A 17,234-nucleotide genomic window follows, 5' to 3' on the forward strand; every position below is an offset into this window, starting at 1 on the left:
CAAGCTCCTTACAAAAACTCCGAAATAATCCACCCATTACCCCTCGGCAAAAGATCCGGTAAATTTTACCTGACCCGGAAAATATGACCGGTAAATTTTACCCCATTTTAGCAACAATCTTCCTTGGATTCCGTCTGGTCATGTCCGACCATGGACGTTAGAAAATCATCCACGAATGCGGAGGGGGGTAATTCAGGTTCAAGGTTTGATACTGGCTAGCGTTGCGCTGCTGGGCTGCACCGTGGTTGGACCGGACTATGAATCCCCTGTCACACCGGTTCCGGATGGCTGGACCAGGGTTCTGGAAAAAGAGCAGTCCGCTTCCAAAACCGGTGCGCAGAAATGGTGGGCGGATTTCAACGACCCGGATCTCACAAAACTGATTGCGACAGCGCGTAAGAACAATCCGGACCTGAAAAGGGCCCGCGCCCGGATAGAACAGGCCTGGCATCAGCGTCGTGTCATCCGCGCGGCATTCTTCCCCCACAGTGATTTTTTCGGCAGGCAGGATCATGGTTTGGGAAGCTTTGACCGAAGTGGGATCGATTGGGATCCGGGCAGCTCCAGTGATGAAATTGCCCAAGTTGATGTGGGCTGGGAGATCGATTTGTTTGGTGGCATCAGCCGTCAGGTCGAATCAGTCACCGCAGATTATGAGGCCAGCATCGAGGGCTGGAGGGACTTTCATGTGATCGTGACCGCGGAAGTCGCTCTTCATTACATCGCCCTCCGGACTCTTGACGCGCGCCTGGCGGTCAGTCGGGATGGTGCTGCCAATTACAAAGAAATAGCCGATCTTACCAAAGTTAGAAAAGAAGAGGGAGTGGGCTCGGATATGGACGTCCTGGAGTCTTCCGCTCGCTTGAAGCAGCAGGAATCAAAAATTCCCAAGCTGGAGGCGGAACGGGCAGCTATTTTGAGTAGATTGGCGGCCTTGGTGGGGACTTACCCGGCCCAGGCCACTGCGATGATCAGGCCAGCTTCCCCCATCCCAACCCCACCAAGAAAGCTTTCCACAGGCCTACCTGCGGATCTATTGAGATCCCGGCCGGACATTCGCCGGGCAGAGCGAAAGCTCCAGGCACAGAGCGCGAGGATTGGCATGGCGACTGCGAATTTATATCCAAGCCTCTCACTCTCTGGCGCCATCACCTACGAACGAAGCGTCACCAAAGGTATCACCGATCTTTTTCGCAGAGATCTCGGGCTAGGCCCTACGCTCCGGTGGAGGATTTTCCATGCCTGTGCGGATCAGGCAAAAATAAAGGAGCAGGAAGCCGGATTGGAAATGGAGCTTGCACAGTATGAGGAGGTCGTCCTCACCGCGGTGGCGGAAGTGGAAGAGTCCCTGGCCGGTTGCTATTTCGAAAAACAGGTTCTGGAGAAACTCTCTGAATCCGCTTCCGAATACCAGCGGACGGCCGAGCTGATGACAGATTCCTATCGCTCCGGGCTTGTCGATCTCCGGCGCTTGCTCAACGCGCGTCAGGATGCGATCGATACGCGCGACGAGGCTTCCGCGACCCGGGGCAGGCTCGCGGCACATTCGGTAAAACTTTTCAAGGCCCTCGGAGGTGGCCCGCTACCCATGCCGAAGGGCATGGAGCCCCCACCCTCCGTGGCGGAGGACCAGGACTAATCCAGCACTCCGGCATCTTTCAGCACAGCCAATAGCTGTGGCGGGCGAAACGGTTTCGCCAGATAATGGTTCATCCCGGCATCAATACAGGCTTTCTGATCAGCCGGCAGCACACTTGCGGTAAGAGCTATAACGGGCAGTATTTTCCCCCGCTCCCCGCATTCGCCGGCCCGTAGTCTCCGGACTGCTTCCGTGCCATCCATCACTGGCATCCGCACATCCATGAAAATGGTCACAGCCTCTTGCTCCTTTTTGAAAAGGTTTAAAATCTCCAGGCCATTCTCCGCATGCAGAACACGATATCCGAGATTCCCGAGCAGAATTTTCATCAGACGTGCGTTAACCGCATTGTCTTCCGCAATCAGAATCGTCCGCCCTTCCGCATTTACCTTTGAGGGAATCCTCGCCGGGAAAATTCCGTCATCCTCCCTCTCCCCTGCTGATTTCTCGGGAACAGACAGCGGGATATAGAAGCGGAAAACCGATCCTTCGCCAGGCTCCGATTCCGCAGTGATCCCTCCATTCATCAAATTCAACAGTCGGTCACAGATCGCCAATCCGAGACCCGTCCCACCATATTCCCGCGTAGTGCTGGCATCGGCTTGTTGGAATGGCTTGAAAAGCTGCTCCATGATCACCTGATCGAAGCCGATACCGGTATCCCGGACTTCGAAATTGAGCCTGGCGTCCTCGGCCCAGATTTTTAAGGTTACACTCCCCTTCCCGGTGAATTTTATCGCATTCGCCAGTAGGTTCATGACGACCTGACGCAGCCGCGCGGGATCTCCCATTACGGAATCCGGTGTCCCGGCATCTATATCCAGGAGGATTTCCAGCCCTTTGCTTTCGGCGCTCTGTCGCTGGATTGCAAAGCATTGTTCAGCAAGAGCCGATGGATTGAATGCTATCTCCTCGATCTTCACCGCACCGCTCTCAATCCGGGAGTAATCGAGGACGTCGTTGATAATATGCAGCAAAATATCGCCACTGTTGCGGATCGTGCTCAGATGCTCCTGCTGGGTCCTGGTGAGAGATGTTTCCGCAAGCAGATCGGAGAAACCAAGAATCCCGTTCAACGGTGTCCGAATCTCGTGGCTCATTGTAGCAAGAAAGAGCGATTTCGCTTCGTTCGCACGCTCTGCAATTTCCTTGGCCTCTCTCAAGTCATCTTCCGCTTGCCGCCGGGCCACGAACTGCCCCACCTGGAAGCCGATCTCGGTGACGACCTGCGAGAGAGCTTCATCGGGCTCCATGATGTGCTGCCCACAAAGCTCGAAAATCCCGATAATCCTTCCATTCGAAACGATCGGGAATGCGAAGGCTCCGTGTAGTCCCAGGCCAGCCGCCACTGTGCTACGGGGACATTCCTTATACAGCCCTAGATCGGGAACCCAGATCGCATCTCCGGATTCCCACACCAATCCCGGGAGATAACTTCCAATGGAAATTTCCCGGTCCAACGATACATCCAGAAACCCGGCGACATTCATCCGGGGATCATGCCAGGTCTCGACACATCGCAGGTTATTGGTCTCCGGATGCAACATCCACATCAACCCGAGAGAGCCTCCCAATTTGGGACAAACCGCTTGCAGAATTTTCGCTCCGGCTTGCTCCGAAGACAACGGAGATGCCAGAATACTGGAAACCGCATGCTGGATCCAACGGCGCCGCTCTTCCTCTTTCACACGGGTCACATCCCGCTCCACCGCCATAAAATTCCGGAGAGACCCGTCCTCATTGAACATTGGCTGAATCTCCATTGATAGCCAATATGAACTACCATCTTTCCGGTAATTTAGAATATCAGTCCGCAAGCCTTTCCCATTTGCCAGGCTCTCACGAATATTGGCTACCGTGTTTTGATCCGTTAATGGCCCTTGTAGGAACGAGCCGGGCTTCCTTCCCGCCACCTCTTCCAATTCGTAACCGGTTATCTGCACGAATGCTTCATTGACCCACTCGATACAGCCTGCCGCATCGGTCACGATCACCGCATTATCGGTCCGCTCAGCCACCAGAGCCAGCGTCCTGGATTCCGCCTCTTTCTCAGAGAGGCGCTTGTTTGCAAGCCGGAGTTTTGTCCGTTCACTGGTCAGAGAATCTGCCAACGATTTCAGCTCGGCAACCGCACCCCGGTGATTTTGCACCAGCTGCAGAAGATCAAAGATCGGATCGTGAACGGCGAAATCCGAAAGGGTCAGGCCGCACTCAGCCACCTGTTCAGGAATATTGAACCAAGGAGAAGCCAGGAAGAAGCCGGCCTCATGGGCTGATGATGGAAGCACCAGCTGTGCTCTGAAAAGCTGGTGGGTCTTCTTGTGCCGGAAAAGATAAAGCGAATTTTCGTTGGACCGTAAAAAACCTTCCGCCATTTCCATATCTCCGGCGGGACGCTCGAAAAAAAACAAGTCGTCAAACGCGGCCCCGACTTTCACATCAAGACAGATTTTATGCATACTTCCGCCGTATCCTGAGACCCTGAATTTCTCATCCCAGCGGATAAAAAAAGGAAAAGCCCTTTCAAGCTGCTGGCCGTGAAGACTCACCGCATCATCGTCCGGAGGATTCATCCGGCCTCTCCCTCCACCCAGCTGACCGCAAAAACATCATGGTCCGCGCCTTCAGCCTTTCGCTGTGCGACTACGATCTTAGTGGAGGTATTAAACATTTTCCCCAGTCCCTGCAGCAAACCGATTACAAAGTCTGTCAACCCCGGACGATGGGAGTGATAATGAAGCAACAGTGAGTTTTCCTTAATATCAGTGCAATTGAAACGTGGGGGTTTTAGGTCGGGAAAGATCATCGCCACCCGAGTATGAAAAGTCGGTAGATTGATCAAAAATTCCGGGAGGGTTCGGCCATTTGCCTCCAGCATACTGCCATAGCCCTGTCGCGCCGTTTGTAACACCCAGTGCTCGCCAAAGGCATGTAGCACCTCCCGTCCGGAGACTCCCAGCACTTCGCTAGCCGCTTCGACCAGATCATAGGTCATCTCATCCGGATAGCTTTCATTGGAGAGAAACACATCCACTTCCACTCCAGCCTTTTGCTTGATCAGATCCCATTTTTCATCGCCAAAATTGGTGATGACGAGGTCTTGCACCGCTTTATTAACCATCCCATACATTAGCTATGATCTTCTTATGTATTTTCGGCCGGTCAAGCAGCAAGGCTTTATCTCACCTTACGTATTTGCGTAGGCTTTGAGCTTATTATAAACTGATTTTTCACTGATCCCCAACCTTCTCGCGGTCTCCGCCCGATTGCCCTGGCACAGTTCCAGAGTTTGCTCAATGGCAGCACGAATGACTTCCTCCAGCGGCATCCCCGCCAAATAACCCGCAGATGATGAACTTCCCTTGGAAGTCGCCTGGTTGAACTCTGGAGGAAGATCCGCGAGCGTGATCTCCCCTTCTTCGCAAAAGGCCGAGCAACGCTCCAACACATTCTCCAACTCGCGGACATTTCCAGGCCAATCATATTTCTGGAAAAGCTCGAACACTTCCGGGCTGAGACGAATCTGCGGGCAATTTCTTCTCTGGGAGATGTTCCCGAGGATTTTCTCCGCCAAGGGCCCGATCTCGTCCCGGCGATCACATAGCGAGGGAACTTCCAGCGGAATCACGCTCAAGCGGTAAAACAAATCCTCACGAAATGATCCTTCTTTGATCTTAGCCGCAAAATCAATATTGGTTGCCGCGATCAAACGGACATCCGCTTGAATGGTTTTCTCGCCGCCGACACGTTGGAACTGTCTGTCTTGCAACACATTCAGAATCTTCGGCTGCAAATCAATCGGGAGATCACCGATTTCGTCCAGAAACAGCGTGCCACCCGCAGCGGATTCAATTTTCCCGATACGCCGCTTCACAGCTCCTGTGAATGCGCCCTTCTCGTGGCCGAAGAGCTCACTCTCCAAGAGTTCCCTGGGCAGTGCCGGACAACTGACCGTCACAAACGGCCGTGAGGAGCGGCCGCTTAAAGAATGAATCATGCGCGCCAGCATTCCTTTTCCCACTCCACTGTTCCCAGTCAAAAGCACACTGGAATCCAAGGGAGCAATTTTCCTGGCCTTGCTCATCAGGGCGACCATTCCCGGAGAGACTGCCACCATATCCTCCGTGTTGGCGGATTCACCGACGGCGTCACGGAGATTCTCGTTCTCCTCGCGCATCCGATAAAGATCGAAGGCTTTGAAAACGACTGCAAACAACTCTTCCGGATCAAAAGGCTTTGTAAGGTAATCCACCGCCCCGAGCTTCAAGGCCCGCACTGCCTCCGCAGCCTGATCCGCCGCGGAGAGGATGATCGTGGGGATTTTCGGGTGATTCAGGGCCATATATTCCAGCGATTTGAACCCATCCCACCCAGGCATGCGCAAATCCAGCAAAACCGCCTTGGTCTCGTGCCCAATGAGCTTCATCGCAGACTCACCATCCGCAGCGCCCGCAGCTCTTACCCCCCGTTGTTTTGCCAGCAATAAGAGGAGGTTCCTAGCCGTATTACTGTCTTCAGCAACAACAAGCTCCGGAGATTGGTGACCGCGCATCATGGGCCGATTCTACTTGTCTAATCTGTTATGACAAGAAAGCGTCTCAAACATGAGCGCTGGTGGAGAATTCAGTCCAGATGATATGAAGCTGATTCATATCGAACAGTTTTCAACCATGCGAGATACGCTTGGTGATGATTTCGTCACCTTGCTGGAAAGCTTTTTCAGCGATTGCGAAAAATACCCGGCACGGCTGAATCATCATTTGGAAAATAATGATGCGAGCGGGTTTTGCGATCTTGCCCACGAGATCAAAGGCTCCGCAGGATTGCTGGGTCTAGCAGCGATTTCCGACTGTGCAAACGTCTGGGAGGAGCTCTCAAAGTCGAACCAGTTTCCTGACCCAAAGCATGTCACGCAGGATTTCCCTCAGCTGGTAGCCGCCACTAGGTCCGCCGTAGGGAATCAATAGCCTACGAATGTCCGCGAAATTCTTTTTCCAGAATTTCGCGACGGTAACTGAAGATTCGCTCCAGTTTCGGACGCACAAACACTTCATGTCCGATCTCGCCAACGGGCCATAACGGCAGGGCATAATGGACCAGGTCTTTCATGAGCACGCCGCCCTGAACCTGCTCAAAACGATGCAAATGATGCCAGAACTTGTAGGGGCCGAAGCGTTGCTCATCGATAAAAGATAGCTGTTCCTTCACACATTTTATTTCCGTTACCCAAGGCACCCAGAATCCGGGAAACAACATCACCCGATATTCGATGATCTGTCCTTCATACATTTTATCACCGGGCTGATGGACAATCTTGAATCCTAATTCGGCAGGCGTAATCCGGTCCAAATTCCGGGGGCTGGAAAAGAAATCCCATGCGTCTTCCAGAGAAATCGGGAGAAACTGGGATTGTTCTAATGTGTGGATCATGGCCGGAACCATCGTTCGTTTTCCGGCTGAAGCAAGCGGGCAAGGATCCCAAATATTCGTTTTCAGCGATTGCGGATGAAAAACCCGCCCTTACGTTCGGTGCGAAAGTCCGACCGAAATAGAAACAAACAAAGATATGAATTTAGAACTTACAGGAAAACTTGCTCTCGTAAGCGGAAGCACCGCGGGAATCGGATTTGCCATCGCACAAGCTCTCTCCGCAGAGGGAGCAAGAACCATCGTCAATGGCCGCAGCGAGGAATCTGTCGCAAAAGCGATCGACGAGCTGAAGGCAACGGCGAAAGGCGAACTACTGGGATTTGCCGGCGATCTGTCATTGCCGGAAGAGATCGCAAAGCTGACAAGCCAATATCCCGAAGTGGATATTCTGGTGAACAATCTGGGTATCTTCGAGCCCAAACCTTTTGAAGAAATTCCGGACGAGGACTGGAAACGTTTTTTCGAGGTAAATGTCCTCAGCGGGGTGCGCCTCTCCCGCAGCTATCTCCCGCGGATGAAGAAAACAAACTGGGGACGGGTGATCTTCATTTCCAGCGAAAGCGGCGTGCAGATCCCTGCGGAAATGATTCATTACGGAATGACAAAAGCTGCTCAGATCGCCATTGCACGGGGAATCGCTGAAGACGTCGCCGGCACTGGTATCACGGTAAACAGCGTTCTTCCAGGCCCCACAAAATCACGTGGGGTGATCGGATTCATTGACGATATGGCAAAACAAACCGGCCAGTCAGCGGAGGAATTTGAGAAAGATTTCTTCAAAAACAACCGACCGACCTCACTCAATCAGCGTTTTGCCGATCCAGCCGAAGTTGCCTCCCTCGTAGCCTATCTCTGCAGCCCGCTGGCTTCCGCGACCACAGGAGCCGCCATGCGTGTGGAAGGCGGCATCCTCAAAAGCGCCTTCTAATCCTGTTTGTAAAAAAAAGCCCACACTCCTCTCCGGCGATCTGAAAGCCTACAATTTTTTCACGCGGATCGTAACGATATGCTCTGCTCCATCGCGTGAATCCGTGGCGATCAGCACATGCTCCCCTTCAACGAGGTGGGCGATTTCCCCATCGATCTTAAGCGTTGCACATCTCCAGGAGACGAGGTCCGGGAAATTGGTCAAAAGCCGTAGTTCGGACTGATTGCCGGGTATTTCCGGATCCAGCAGGATCGTGGATCCATCCAGAGGCCGGTAAATCTTCAGTGGAACTTCATTTTCCGCGGAGTCGTCCATAATCAGCTCGTCTCTGCGAAAATTCTGGCCGCTACGATACCACTGCGAATATACGGGCGGTAGCTTCGCACGTCCGGCGCCATCATAATCACTTGGCCCACCAATAGGTATCCCACGACCTTCCGGTATCCATTCCTCTCGGGAAAATTTCCCGGGCTTTCCCTTTTCAATCCGTTTTCCCGTCCGCGGATCCACCCTGACGATCTGCCCACCCTCCGGTCGATCATACCATTCCGCAGCCGTCTCCCCTTCCGCGCGAACTAACGCACGATGAAAAATCGGCCCTGCCCCTGAAACGCCGGAAATATTTTTCATCGGTTGGTTCTCAAAATTCCCGGCCCATACCCCTACCGTAAAACGAGGCGTAAACCCGATGCACCAGTTGTCACGGAAATCCGATGATGTGCCGGTTTTTACCGCACAGCGGAATGGAAGATCCAAGGGTCCACCTGTTGAAAACGATGGAGCACGTGCTTCCTTATCGGATAAAATATCAGCGATCATCCAGGCAAACTCTGGCTCGATGAGGGGCTCGGGCTCCGCCTTCTTCTCATCCATGAATAAACGCGATGGCAGGTAGTTTCCCATTCTCGCGATCGAAGCGTAGGCATTGGTGAGCTCCAGCAATTTTACCGGCGCGTTCCCAAGGGTAAGGCCCAATCCGTAGAACGCGGGTGGCTCATGTAGAGTGCCGATTCCCAAGCTCTGCAGAAAGTCGTGCAATCGCCCGGCCCCTCCAAGGCTTTCCAACTCACGCAATGCGGGGATATTCAAAGAACATGCCAACGCATGCCTGATCGTCACGGGTCCGCGATATTTCCGATCGTAGTTTTCCGGTAATTGGAGCCCCTGTGATGTCTGCAAGCGCATGGGGACATCCGCAAGAACGGTAGATGGCAAATGATCCAGATGACGGAATCCCAGAAGATACGTGAATGGCTTCAGAGCCGATCCGGGAGAGCGTGGAGTCAGCGCGCCATGCAACTGCCCGCCGCGTGGATCATTCCAGTCGGCGGAAGAAACCATCGCAAGAATATCGCCGCTCCTGTTTTCAATGACCACCACTGCGGCATGCCTGAGATTGGAGTCCTTGAGCCTGGCGGTTTCCTCGGAAACAATTTGCTCCAGATCTTTCTGCAAATCCAGATCCAGCGTCGATCGCACATGGTTTCCACTGCCGGGCCTGCGATTGAGCCATGGTGCTGATTTCGCCTCGATCAAGGGACGCAATGACAAAGGCTCCTGCCGCGCTAAATCAATTTCCTCCTGGCTGTATTTCCGGCTCACAGCCAAGCGATCCAGGACGATTTCCCGGCGGGCCATGGCGCGCTCCGGGTGGCGGAGCGGATTCAGCCGTGACGGAGCCTGGGGTAGGCCCGCCAACAATGCGCATTCACCCAGGGACAAATCCGACAACGGCTTTTGGAAATAAAAACGGGCTGCTTCCGACGGGCCGATACGGAGATTCCCGTAATCCAACCTCTGGAAATACGCCTCCAAAATGCGGCTTTTCTCCCAGCTCATTTCCAAGCGCCGGGCCACCATCGCTTCCCGGAATTTTGCGGCAATGTTCCGGGGTGCCGGGGGAGCGGATATCTTTGCCAGCTGCTGGGTAATGGTCGATGCTCCGGAAACGACTTTCCGTTTTCTCAGGAAATCGTAACCCGATCTGCCGGTGGCGAAAATATCGATCCCATGATGCGTGAAAAACCGCTTATCTTCAGCTGCGAGTGTGCAATCGATCAATGTCTGCGGAACTGATGATAACCCAATAGCTGCGGAGCGGGTGAAATCCTCCGAAGTGAGGTGATGGATCGCCCGTCCGTTCCGATCCAGCAGAACCGGAGAAACCGCAGGCTTTTTGAGCAATCCCGGGGATAACGGAAAGAACCAGGGCAGCACAAACCAACAAAAAGCGGTAAAAAGCAAGATGATCAGAAACCACCTCACCACGCGCTTCCAGCGCAGCGATATTTCCGGCTCTGAAGTTTCCTTTTCCACACTACAATTACTAGAGGGCAAAACTCCATTTTACAGTGATTTTTCTGTAAAACTCAATCTTTTGCTTGGAAGAACGCTTGGTTCGGTTTCGTATTGTGAACACATGAAAATGAAACTCATTTTATCCGGACTCGTAGCCTCCCTGATGCTTTCCCAGCCTACAATGGCCGACGACGACACCCCGCTCGCAAAGCAGATGGAAGCCATGAATGATGCTTACAAAGCAATGCGCCGCGAGAAAGATACGGCAAAGGGCGCTGCTCTCGCACGCGAAGCACAGGATGCAATGATCAAGGCCATCTCCGAAGTGCCTACAATGGTATCCGACATGCCGGAAGGCGCACCCAAGTCTAAGGCTTCCGCCGAATACCGCGCGATGACGGGGCAACTGATTGCTATCCTTGCCAATATCGAAGTCGCATTCCTTGATGGCGATACCGACAAGGTGGCGGAACTCGTCACAGAAATGCGCGAAAGCAAAAAGGTCGGTCACGACAGGTTCATCGAGGAATAAGTCTTAAAGGGAATCGATTTTCCCCTTGGCAAAATTTCAATAAAAAGACCCGCTGGATCAGAATCCGGCGGGTCTTTTTTTGGATGGGAAAGAGGAATAAACTCAGGATTCCAGAAGCTACTTCACAACAACTTTGGAACCTACTTTAAGCTTCGAGAAAACGACGGGCATGGTTTTGCTCGGTCCCCGGATACATGCGTGGGAAGCAGGATAGCGTTTTACGTTGCCGATGTGATGTCCCACGCCATCCCATGTCAGACGCATCCAGTATTTCATTGGAGCACCCTGGAAACGGCCACCCTCGGGGATCTCGTCCTCGAAAGCATTCGCATCGCCATTCACCAGATTGCCTTCGGCATCATAAATACGACCATATTTGTTCGAATGCTTGTCCGCGATCTTCTCGAGGATCTCATACTCCCCCGGAGGAGTCGGGTGGCTGGATTTACCGGTGCTCACGGGGTAATCCATCACTACTTCCTCACCGTTCATCAGAAGCGCCCGCTGGGCTTTTAGATCGATACGCAGCCAGGAGTTTGACTGATCCGTGACAGGAAGTTTCTGGGTATTTGTCCAGACATTGTAGGTCTTGGGATAATCCTTTTCCGCCTTGAAATGCTCATAGGAGCCTGGCTCGTAAGGGTTTTTATAACCTTCGTCGGTTTTGGACAAAGTTGGCTCGGCGGGCTTAGTCGTGGCACAGCTGGCAAGCAGGGCGACAACGCCACTAGCGCACAACAGGCTGATTTTTTTAAATAACATAAATACAGGCAGGCTGGTTGGCTGGGGGTCGTATGGCATTTTCCCTGTGATTGCAACCTTTCTAATTTGCGGCATGTTCACACAGACAGTTAATTCTCCGCGTAACAATGGTCTCCCAAGAGCTAAAAAACAAACTCCGCGATGTGCCGCACCAGCCTGGCGTCTACCTGATGAAAGATCGCCTGGGTTCCATCATTTACGTCGGCAAAGCTCTCGATCTCAAACGCAGGCTGTCCTCATATTTCACGCCATCCCGCAAGACCCGCGCGAATATCAAAACCCGTGCGCTGATGGATTCCATCCATGATTTTGAAATTCATATCGTCCGCAATGAACAGGAATCTCTCCTGCTGGAGGGAAAGCTGATCAAAGACTACCGGCCGCGCTACAATGTTGCCTTTCGTGATGACAAGCGTTTCCTCCACGTAAAAGTAAAACTCAGCGATCCTTTTCCAAAATTCATCGCGGTCCGCACCAAAAAGGATGATGGTGCCAGATACTTCGGCCCCTTCCCCCATTCGACCGCACTCCACGACACATTGAACTGGATCAACCGTCGCCTCGGTCTCCGCGTCTGTCGGCCACTTATCCCTGGCGAGACGGATTACCGCCATTGCAATGCCGATATCATCCGGAACTGCTCGGCCCCATGTATTGGCCGTATCTCACAGCAGGAATATCTGGAAAAAGTTGAGGAAGCCTGCCTGATCCTGGAAGGAAAAGGGAAAAAGGCGATTTTCGATGAGCTCCAATCGGAAATGCAGGCAGCTGCGGAATCTTTGGATTTCGAAAAGGCGGCCACCCTCCGCGACATCTTGGAGAACCTTAGAAAAACCTTGTCCCCGACCCGCCAGTTTTCACGCGGCCGTGGGGTTCCTACAACCGTGAAACCCACCGCGGATCTCGCGGATCTCGGAGAAGCACTGGGCCTCGGCGGACCTCCCCGCGTCATGGAATGTTTCGATATCTCCAATGTTTCATCGAACCATATTGTTGCCTCGATGGTGCGTTTCACAGACGGCCAGCCAGACAACCAAAATTACCGCAGATACCGCATCCGCACGGTTTCCGGGCAAGACGATTTTGCGTCCATGGCAGAGGTGGTTTTCCGCAGATACTCGAGGATTCTCCGGGAAAACATGGGAGAAGATTCCGAGTCTTCCCAGGAACCCCTGATCGAGGCGCAGCGGCGACTTGCCCGCAAAGGTAAGGCGAAGATTATCCTGCCCGACCTCATCATCGTCGATGGAGGAAAAGGGCAACTCTCCAGTGCTTTCAAGCAACTGCGCACTCTCGGATTGCAGGAATTGCCACTGATCGGTCTCGCGAAACAACGGGAGGAAGTATTTTTTCCGGGCGAGTCCGAGCCCCTGCTCATTCCCCACGATCGAGGAGCTCTGAAGCTGCTGCAACGCATTCGGGACGAAGCTCACCGCTTCGCAAACGGCTACAACGAACTGCTCTATCGGCGCAGGATGAAAGAAAGTCTCCTCGACGACTACCCCGGGATGTCTCCACGCCGCAAAGCCCTGCTTCTTGCAAAATTCGGCTCGCTCGCACGCATCCGCAAGGCCAGCGCCAAGGAGATCGCAGGGATTTCCGGGATTTCGGAAAAATTCGCGGAAGGCCTGCTGGAGTTTCTTGATGCCGCCTGATCCGGGAATCCGCATTTTTGCGAAATATGCAGTCGATTTGGTTCTGCCAAGCCCCTAAGATAAATGCATGCAAAAAGCTATTGTTACCCATTTCGATGATATCGAGCCCACCGAATGCCCTTGCGGAACCACCCGGCGCGCCTTTGCGGTCCCGGAAAATACGACTGCCACAATCCACTACGTGGACATTTCCACGGACGCAAAAACCCATTATCATAAAAAACTCACCGAAATTTATCTGATTCTGGAAGGCGAGGGCCATATGGAGCTGGATGGCGAGCTCCACCCTGTCCGCCCGATGTCCACCATCTTTATTCCTCCCTTCGTGCGGCACCGTGCGATCGGTAAAATGAAGATCGTAAATATCCCTGTTCCCGCCTTTGATCCCACCGATGAGTGGTTCGATTGATCACGCCGATGTGGTCTTTCCATTGACCTGATGCCCATAGGGTATTACCCAGTGGCCATGGAAAATGATCTCTCACTCGCAACGGAAGCCGCTGTCACCGCCGGGAAACTGCTGCGCAAGCACTTCGGAAAGTCTCTCGTTGTCGATGAGGCGATGCATCACGATATCAAGCTGGCTCTCGATAAAGAGTCCCAGGAGCTTATCACGGGTATCCTCCTGGGTGCCCGCCCTACTGACGCGCTGTATGGTGAAGAAGGAATCGCAGGGAATCAGGATTCAGGCCGCCAGTGGATTGTCGATCCCATTGATGGCACGGTGAATTTTTTCTATGGAATCCCCCATTTCTGCATCTCAATTGCCCTGCGGGTCGATGATGAAGTGGTGCTGGGTGTCATCCACGACCCGATGGTCGGTGAGACCTGGACGATAGAAAAAGGCGGCGTGCCGCTTCTCAATGGAGAGCCCGTTTCTGTCAGCTCCCGCGAAAAGCTTGAGGAGTCGATTCTCTTCGTTGGCTGTGGGAAATCCACAGAAGCTCTCAACACAGGGATTGAGCGCTTCCACAAAGCCTCCCTCCGTGCCCGTAAAATGCGCATGATGGGCTCTGCAGCCCTCGGGATGGCCTATATTTGCTGTGGTCGCCTTGATGCATACGTCGAGTCCACGATTTCGCTCTGGGACATTGCCGCCGGGAAACTGCTGGTAGAGGCAGCTGGCGGAAAAGTGACGCTTACCCGCCGCGAGGGAGAGGCCGACTCCTGGTCTATTGTTGCCACCAACGGAAAAATTCCAATCGAGGAAATTCTATGATCGGAATCGGCTACGATGTGCATCAGTTCGCGGAGAATCGTCCGCTGATTCTTGGGGGCGTGGAAATCCCGCACAGCCATGGTCTCTCCGGCCACTCGGATGCGGATGTTCTCTGCCATGCCATTGCGGATGCGGTCCTCGGTGCGATGGGGAAACCGGATATCGGATATTATTTCCCGCCGGGTGAGGATTTCTGCAAGGATATCTGCTCATTACGCATTCTTGAGAAATGCCGGGATCTTTTGGCGGAAGAAAATCTGAAACTCATCAATATTGATTCCACACTTATCGCGGAGGCTCCGAAGGTCCTCCCCCATCGCGAGGCAATGCGCCAGAACATCGGCACAGCTCTGGGCATTCCTCCGGAACGCGTCGGCATAAAAGCCACTACCAACGAGACCATGGGCTTCGTCGGCCGCAAGGAAGGCATTGCCGCCATGGCTGTCGCACAGGTCGATTAGTCCGTTTTATACATCTGTTCAAATGAAGCTCCAAGACACCCTTTCACGCTCTGAAAAAGCCATCACCCCTATTGATGGCAAGACCTACCGCTTTTATTGCTGCGGGCCGACGGTCTATGGCCCGGCACATATCGGAAATTTCCGAACTTTCGTGCTGCAGGATGTTTTCCGCCGCACTTTGGAAACAGGCGGCACCCGCACATTGCACGTCAGGAACCTCACAGACGTAGACGATAAAACCATCAGGGACTCCCAGGCAGCAGGGAAGACGCTCAAAGAATTCACCCGGATCTGGACGGAAAGATTCCATGCGGATTGCAAAGCGCTCGCCTGCCTCCCTCCGCATATCGAGCCCTCCGCCATTGAGCACATCCCCCAACAGATCGCCATGATCGAAAAGCTCGTCGAGAAAGGCCACGCCTATGCATCCGATGATGGCTCGGTCTATTTCAAAATTTCCTCATTTCCTGATTACGGAAAACTTTCACGCCTGGACGAACGTGAGCTTGATCTGGGTAAAACCCAGAACTCCCGCGCGAATGCGGACGAATACGAGAAAGATAGTATTTCAGACTTCGTCCTCTGGAAGGCGCGGCGCACGGAAGACGGAGCCAACTACTGGGAATCCCCCTGGGGCCAAGGCCGCCCGGGCTGGCATCTCGAATGTTCCGCAATGATCGCGGAATATCTTGGCGATTCATTTGACATGCATTCGGGTGGGGTCGATCTCGTTTTTCCTCATCACGAAAACGAAATCGCCCAGTCCCAATGTGCGTGCGGCGGGCACTTTGCGGCCCATTGGTTCCACATCACCCACCTGCTCGTAGATGGTGGCAAAATGTCCAAATCCCTCGGCAATATGTATACGCTGGCCGATCTTGAGGCCAAAGGTTTTACAGCCATGGAAGTGCGTTATGTGCTCATCGGCGCCCATTACCGGAAGCAGTTGAACTTCACGTTGGATTCCCTCTCAGGGGCAAAGGAAGCGCTCGGAAAACTGGCAAAATCCGCAGCAAAAATCGCTGAGAACATGGGATCCGAGACCTTATTGCCATCGGCCGATTTCGGCCCGTTCCAAACTGCCTGGGATTCACTCAACAACGATCTGAACACTCCGGGCGCACTTGGCGGGATCTTCACAGGCCTGCGCGAGGCAACCAAGCTGACTGGTAAAGACGCGGCTGCAGCGCTCGCCGGCTTGAACCGTATCCTCAAGGCCCTTGGCATCACTCTGCCGGAGATCTCCCAGGAAACCACAGAAGTTCCCGCAGACATCAAAACCCTTGCGGAAAACCGCTGGGCCGCCCGCTCAAACAAGGATTGGGCGACCTCCGATAAGCTGCGCGACGAGCTCACCTCAAAAGGGTGGGCCATGAAAGACGGCAAGGATTCCTACGAACTGGCAAAAATTTGAACGACGATCGCACGCGCCTTTTCTACGGCGCACCGCACTTCCAATAACGAATGAGATTTGCAGTCCTCGGTTCCGGCTCGGCAGGGAATTCCACCATTCTGGAATGCGGAAAAACCCGCATTCTGATTGATGCCGGGCTTTCCGCGAAACAGCTCTGTCTCAGACTGGAGGCACTGCGCATAGACCCCGCATCACTCACAGCCATCCTACTTACCCACGAGCATGGGGATCATGTCCGCGGCTTGAAGAATTTTATAAAAAAGCACCCGGTTCCGGTTTTCGCCACTGCCGAGACCGCTTACGTCGTGCGGGAGCAGAAAGTTGGCGAGGTGGACTGGCAGACTTTTGAAGCAGGTCAGGCGTTTCCGGTTTCCCATCTCAACATACAGTCCTTCGCCATCCAGCACGATGCCGTCGATCCCGTGGGGTTCGTCGTAGCAAATTCAGATTTCCGTTTCGGGCTACTCTCGGATGTCGGACAGGTGACCAGCAGTATCACGCATCATCTGAAAGGTCTGTCGGCGCTATTTGTAGAGGCAAACTACGACGATGAGCTTCTGGAGTTGGACACCAAGCGCCCATGGTCGATCAAACAACGGATTTCGTCACGTCATGGGCATCTTTCGAACGTTCAGGTGGAAGAGCTGATTCGTAAAATCGCCCACGAGGACCTGTCCAACATCGTGTTCGGACACCTCAGCTCGGACTGTAATTGTCCGAAGAAAGTGACCTCGCTTTTCACAAAAATCCTGGGGGAAATCGGGCATTCCCATGTCACCCTTCATTGCGCGAGCCAGGCATCGCCCACCCCTTGGTTCGAGATTGCTTCACCATTCCGGCTTATCTGAATTCAGGAGGAAAATTCCGGTTTCCGGCCCTCCAATATTGGTAGAGCC

16 protein-coding genes are annotated in these 17,234 nt (G+C 53.4%); 10 read left to right on the top strand and 6 right to left on the bottom strand.

Features of this window, described 5'->3' with window-relative positions:
• Positions 1 to 205 precede the first annotated feature (205 nt).
• Entirely contained in the window at positions 206 to 1,639 is a 1,434-nt protein-coding gene (locus ACFSSA_RS05155) for an efflux transporter outer membrane subunit (RefSeq protein WP_386818959.1), read from the top strand.
• On the opposite strand, the gene ACFSSA_RS05160 is transcribed toward ACFSSA_RS05155, so the two are convergent.
• The 3 genes from ACFSSA_RS05160 to ACFSSA_RS05170 all read right to left on the bottom strand — a co-directional run bounded on the left by ACFSSA_RS05160 (position 1,636) and on the right by ACFSSA_RS05170 (position 6,194).
• The gene (locus tag ACFSSA_RS05160; protein WP_386818961.1) at positions 1,636 to 4,098 is read right to left on the bottom strand and encodes an ATP-binding protein; all 2,463 of its coding nucleotides are present in this window, start codon (positions 4,096 to 4,098) and stop codon (positions 1,636 to 1,638) included. The two genes, ACFSSA_RS05155 and ACFSSA_RS05160, sit on opposite strands and share 4 nt — an antisense overlap.
• Before the next feature lie 110 nt (positions 4,099 to 4,208).
• Complete coding sequence (locus ACFSSA_RS05165) at positions 4,209 to 4,769, bottom strand: heme NO-binding domain-containing protein (RefSeq protein ID WP_386818962.1); 561 nt, start codon at positions 4,767 to 4,769, stop codon at positions 4,209 to 4,211.
• Between the two features lie 57 nt (positions 4,770 to 4,826).
• Positions 4,827 to 6,194, bottom strand: a complete 1,368-nt coding sequence (locus tag ACFSSA_RS05170) for a sigma-54-dependent transcriptional regulator (RefSeq protein ID WP_386818964.1) — start codon at positions 6,192 to 6,194, stop codon at positions 4,827 to 4,829.
• A 115-nt stretch (positions 6,195 to 6,309) separates the two neighbouring features.
• On the opposite strand from ACFSSA_RS05170, the gene ACFSSA_RS05175 reads away from it, so the two are divergent.
• Complete coding sequence (locus tag ACFSSA_RS05175; protein WP_386818966.1) at positions 6,310 to 6,606, top strand: Hpt domain-containing protein; 297 nt, start codon at positions 6,310 to 6,312, stop codon at positions 6,604 to 6,606.
• 1 nt (position 6,607) lies between these two features.
• Here the strand turns inward: ACFSSA_RS05175 and ACFSSA_RS05180 are convergent, their stop codons facing one another.
• A complete protein-coding gene (locus ACFSSA_RS05180) occupies positions 6,608 to 7,069 on the bottom strand; it encodes an SRPBCC family protein (RefSeq protein ID WP_386818968.1) in 462 nt (153 codons plus the stop codon).
• A gap of 136 nt (positions 7,070 to 7,205) precedes the next feature.
• Here ACFSSA_RS05180 and ACFSSA_RS05185 point away from each other — a divergent pair, with 136 nt between their 5' ends.
• Entirely contained in the window at positions 7,206 to 7,997 is a 792-nt protein-coding gene (locus ACFSSA_RS05185) for an SDR family NAD(P)-dependent oxidoreductase (protein ID WP_386818970.1), read from the top strand.
• 48 nt (positions 7,998 to 8,045) lie between these two features.
• Here ACFSSA_RS05185 and ACFSSA_RS05190 read toward each other — a convergent pair whose 3' ends face one another.
• The gene (locus ACFSSA_RS05190; RefSeq protein WP_386818972.1) at positions 8,046 to 10,313 is read right to left on the bottom strand and encodes a transglycosylase domain-containing protein; all 2,268 of its coding nucleotides are present in this window, start codon (positions 10,311 to 10,313) and stop codon (positions 8,046 to 8,048) included.
• Positions 10,314 to 10,422: 109 nt separating this feature from the next.
• Between ACFSSA_RS05190 and ACFSSA_RS05195 the strand changes: the two genes are divergently transcribed.
• On the top strand, positions 10,423 to 10,827 hold the full coding sequence (locus ACFSSA_RS05195; RefSeq protein ID WP_386818974.1) for a cytochrome b562: 405 nt from the start codon (positions 10,423 to 10,425) through the stop codon (positions 10,825 to 10,827).
• A gap of 117 nt (positions 10,828 to 10,944) precedes the next feature.
• Here the strand turns inward: ACFSSA_RS05195 and ACFSSA_RS05200 are convergent, their stop codons facing one another.
• Positions 10,945 to 11,589, bottom strand: a complete 645-nt coding sequence (locus tag ACFSSA_RS05200; protein ID WP_386818975.1) for a L,D-transpeptidase family protein — start codon at positions 11,587 to 11,589, stop codon at positions 10,945 to 10,947.
• A 107-nt stretch (positions 11,590 to 11,696) separates the two neighbouring features.
• On the opposite strand from ACFSSA_RS05200, the gene ACFSSA_RS05205 reads away from it, so the two are divergent.
• From ACFSSA_RS05205 to ACFSSA_RS05230, 6 genes are all read left to right on the top strand, one after another.
• On the top strand, positions 11,697 to 13,244 hold the full coding sequence (locus ACFSSA_RS05205) for an excinuclease ABC subunit UvrC (RefSeq protein WP_386818977.1): 1,548 nt from the start codon (positions 11,697 to 11,699) through the stop codon (positions 13,242 to 13,244).
• Positions 13,245 to 13,311: 67 nt separating this feature from the next.
• On the top strand, positions 13,312 to 13,653 hold the full coding sequence (locus tag ACFSSA_RS05210) for a cupin domain-containing protein (RefSeq protein WP_386818979.1): 342 nt from the start codon (positions 13,312 to 13,314) through the stop codon (positions 13,651 to 13,653).
• A gap of 57 nt (positions 13,654 to 13,710) precedes the next feature.
• Positions 13,711 to 14,463, top strand: a complete 753-nt coding sequence (locus tag ACFSSA_RS05215) for an inositol monophosphatase family protein (RefSeq protein ID WP_386818981.1) — start codon at positions 13,711 to 13,713, stop codon at positions 14,461 to 14,463.
• A complete protein-coding gene (gene ispF / locus ACFSSA_RS05220) occupies positions 14,460 to 14,924 on the top strand; it encodes a 2-C-methyl-D-erythritol 2,4-cyclodiphosphate synthase (RefSeq protein ID WP_386818983.1) in 465 nt (154 codons plus the stop codon). The genes ACFSSA_RS05215 and ispF overlap by 4 nt, the downstream gene beginning before the upstream one ends.
• A 22-nt stretch (positions 14,925 to 14,946) precedes the next feature.
• Complete coding sequence (gene cysS, locus ACFSSA_RS05225) at positions 14,947 to 16,338, top strand: cysteine--tRNA ligase (RefSeq protein WP_386818985.1); 1,392 nt, start codon at positions 14,947 to 14,949, stop codon at positions 16,336 to 16,338.
• Between the two features lie 50 nt (positions 16,339 to 16,388).
• Positions 16,389 to 17,186, top strand: coding sequence for an MBL fold metallo-hydrolase (locus ACFSSA_RS05230; RefSeq protein ID WP_386818987.1), 798 nt, complete (start codon positions 16,389 to 16,391; stop codon positions 17,184 to 17,186).
• The last annotated feature ends 48 nt before the right edge of the window (positions 17,187 to 17,234 follow it).

It is taken from the genome of Luteolibacter algae (assembly GCF_042683045.1).
GTDB lineage: Bacteria > Verrucomicrobiota > Verrucomicrobiia > Verrucomicrobiales > Akkermansiaceae > Luteolibacter > Luteolibacter algae.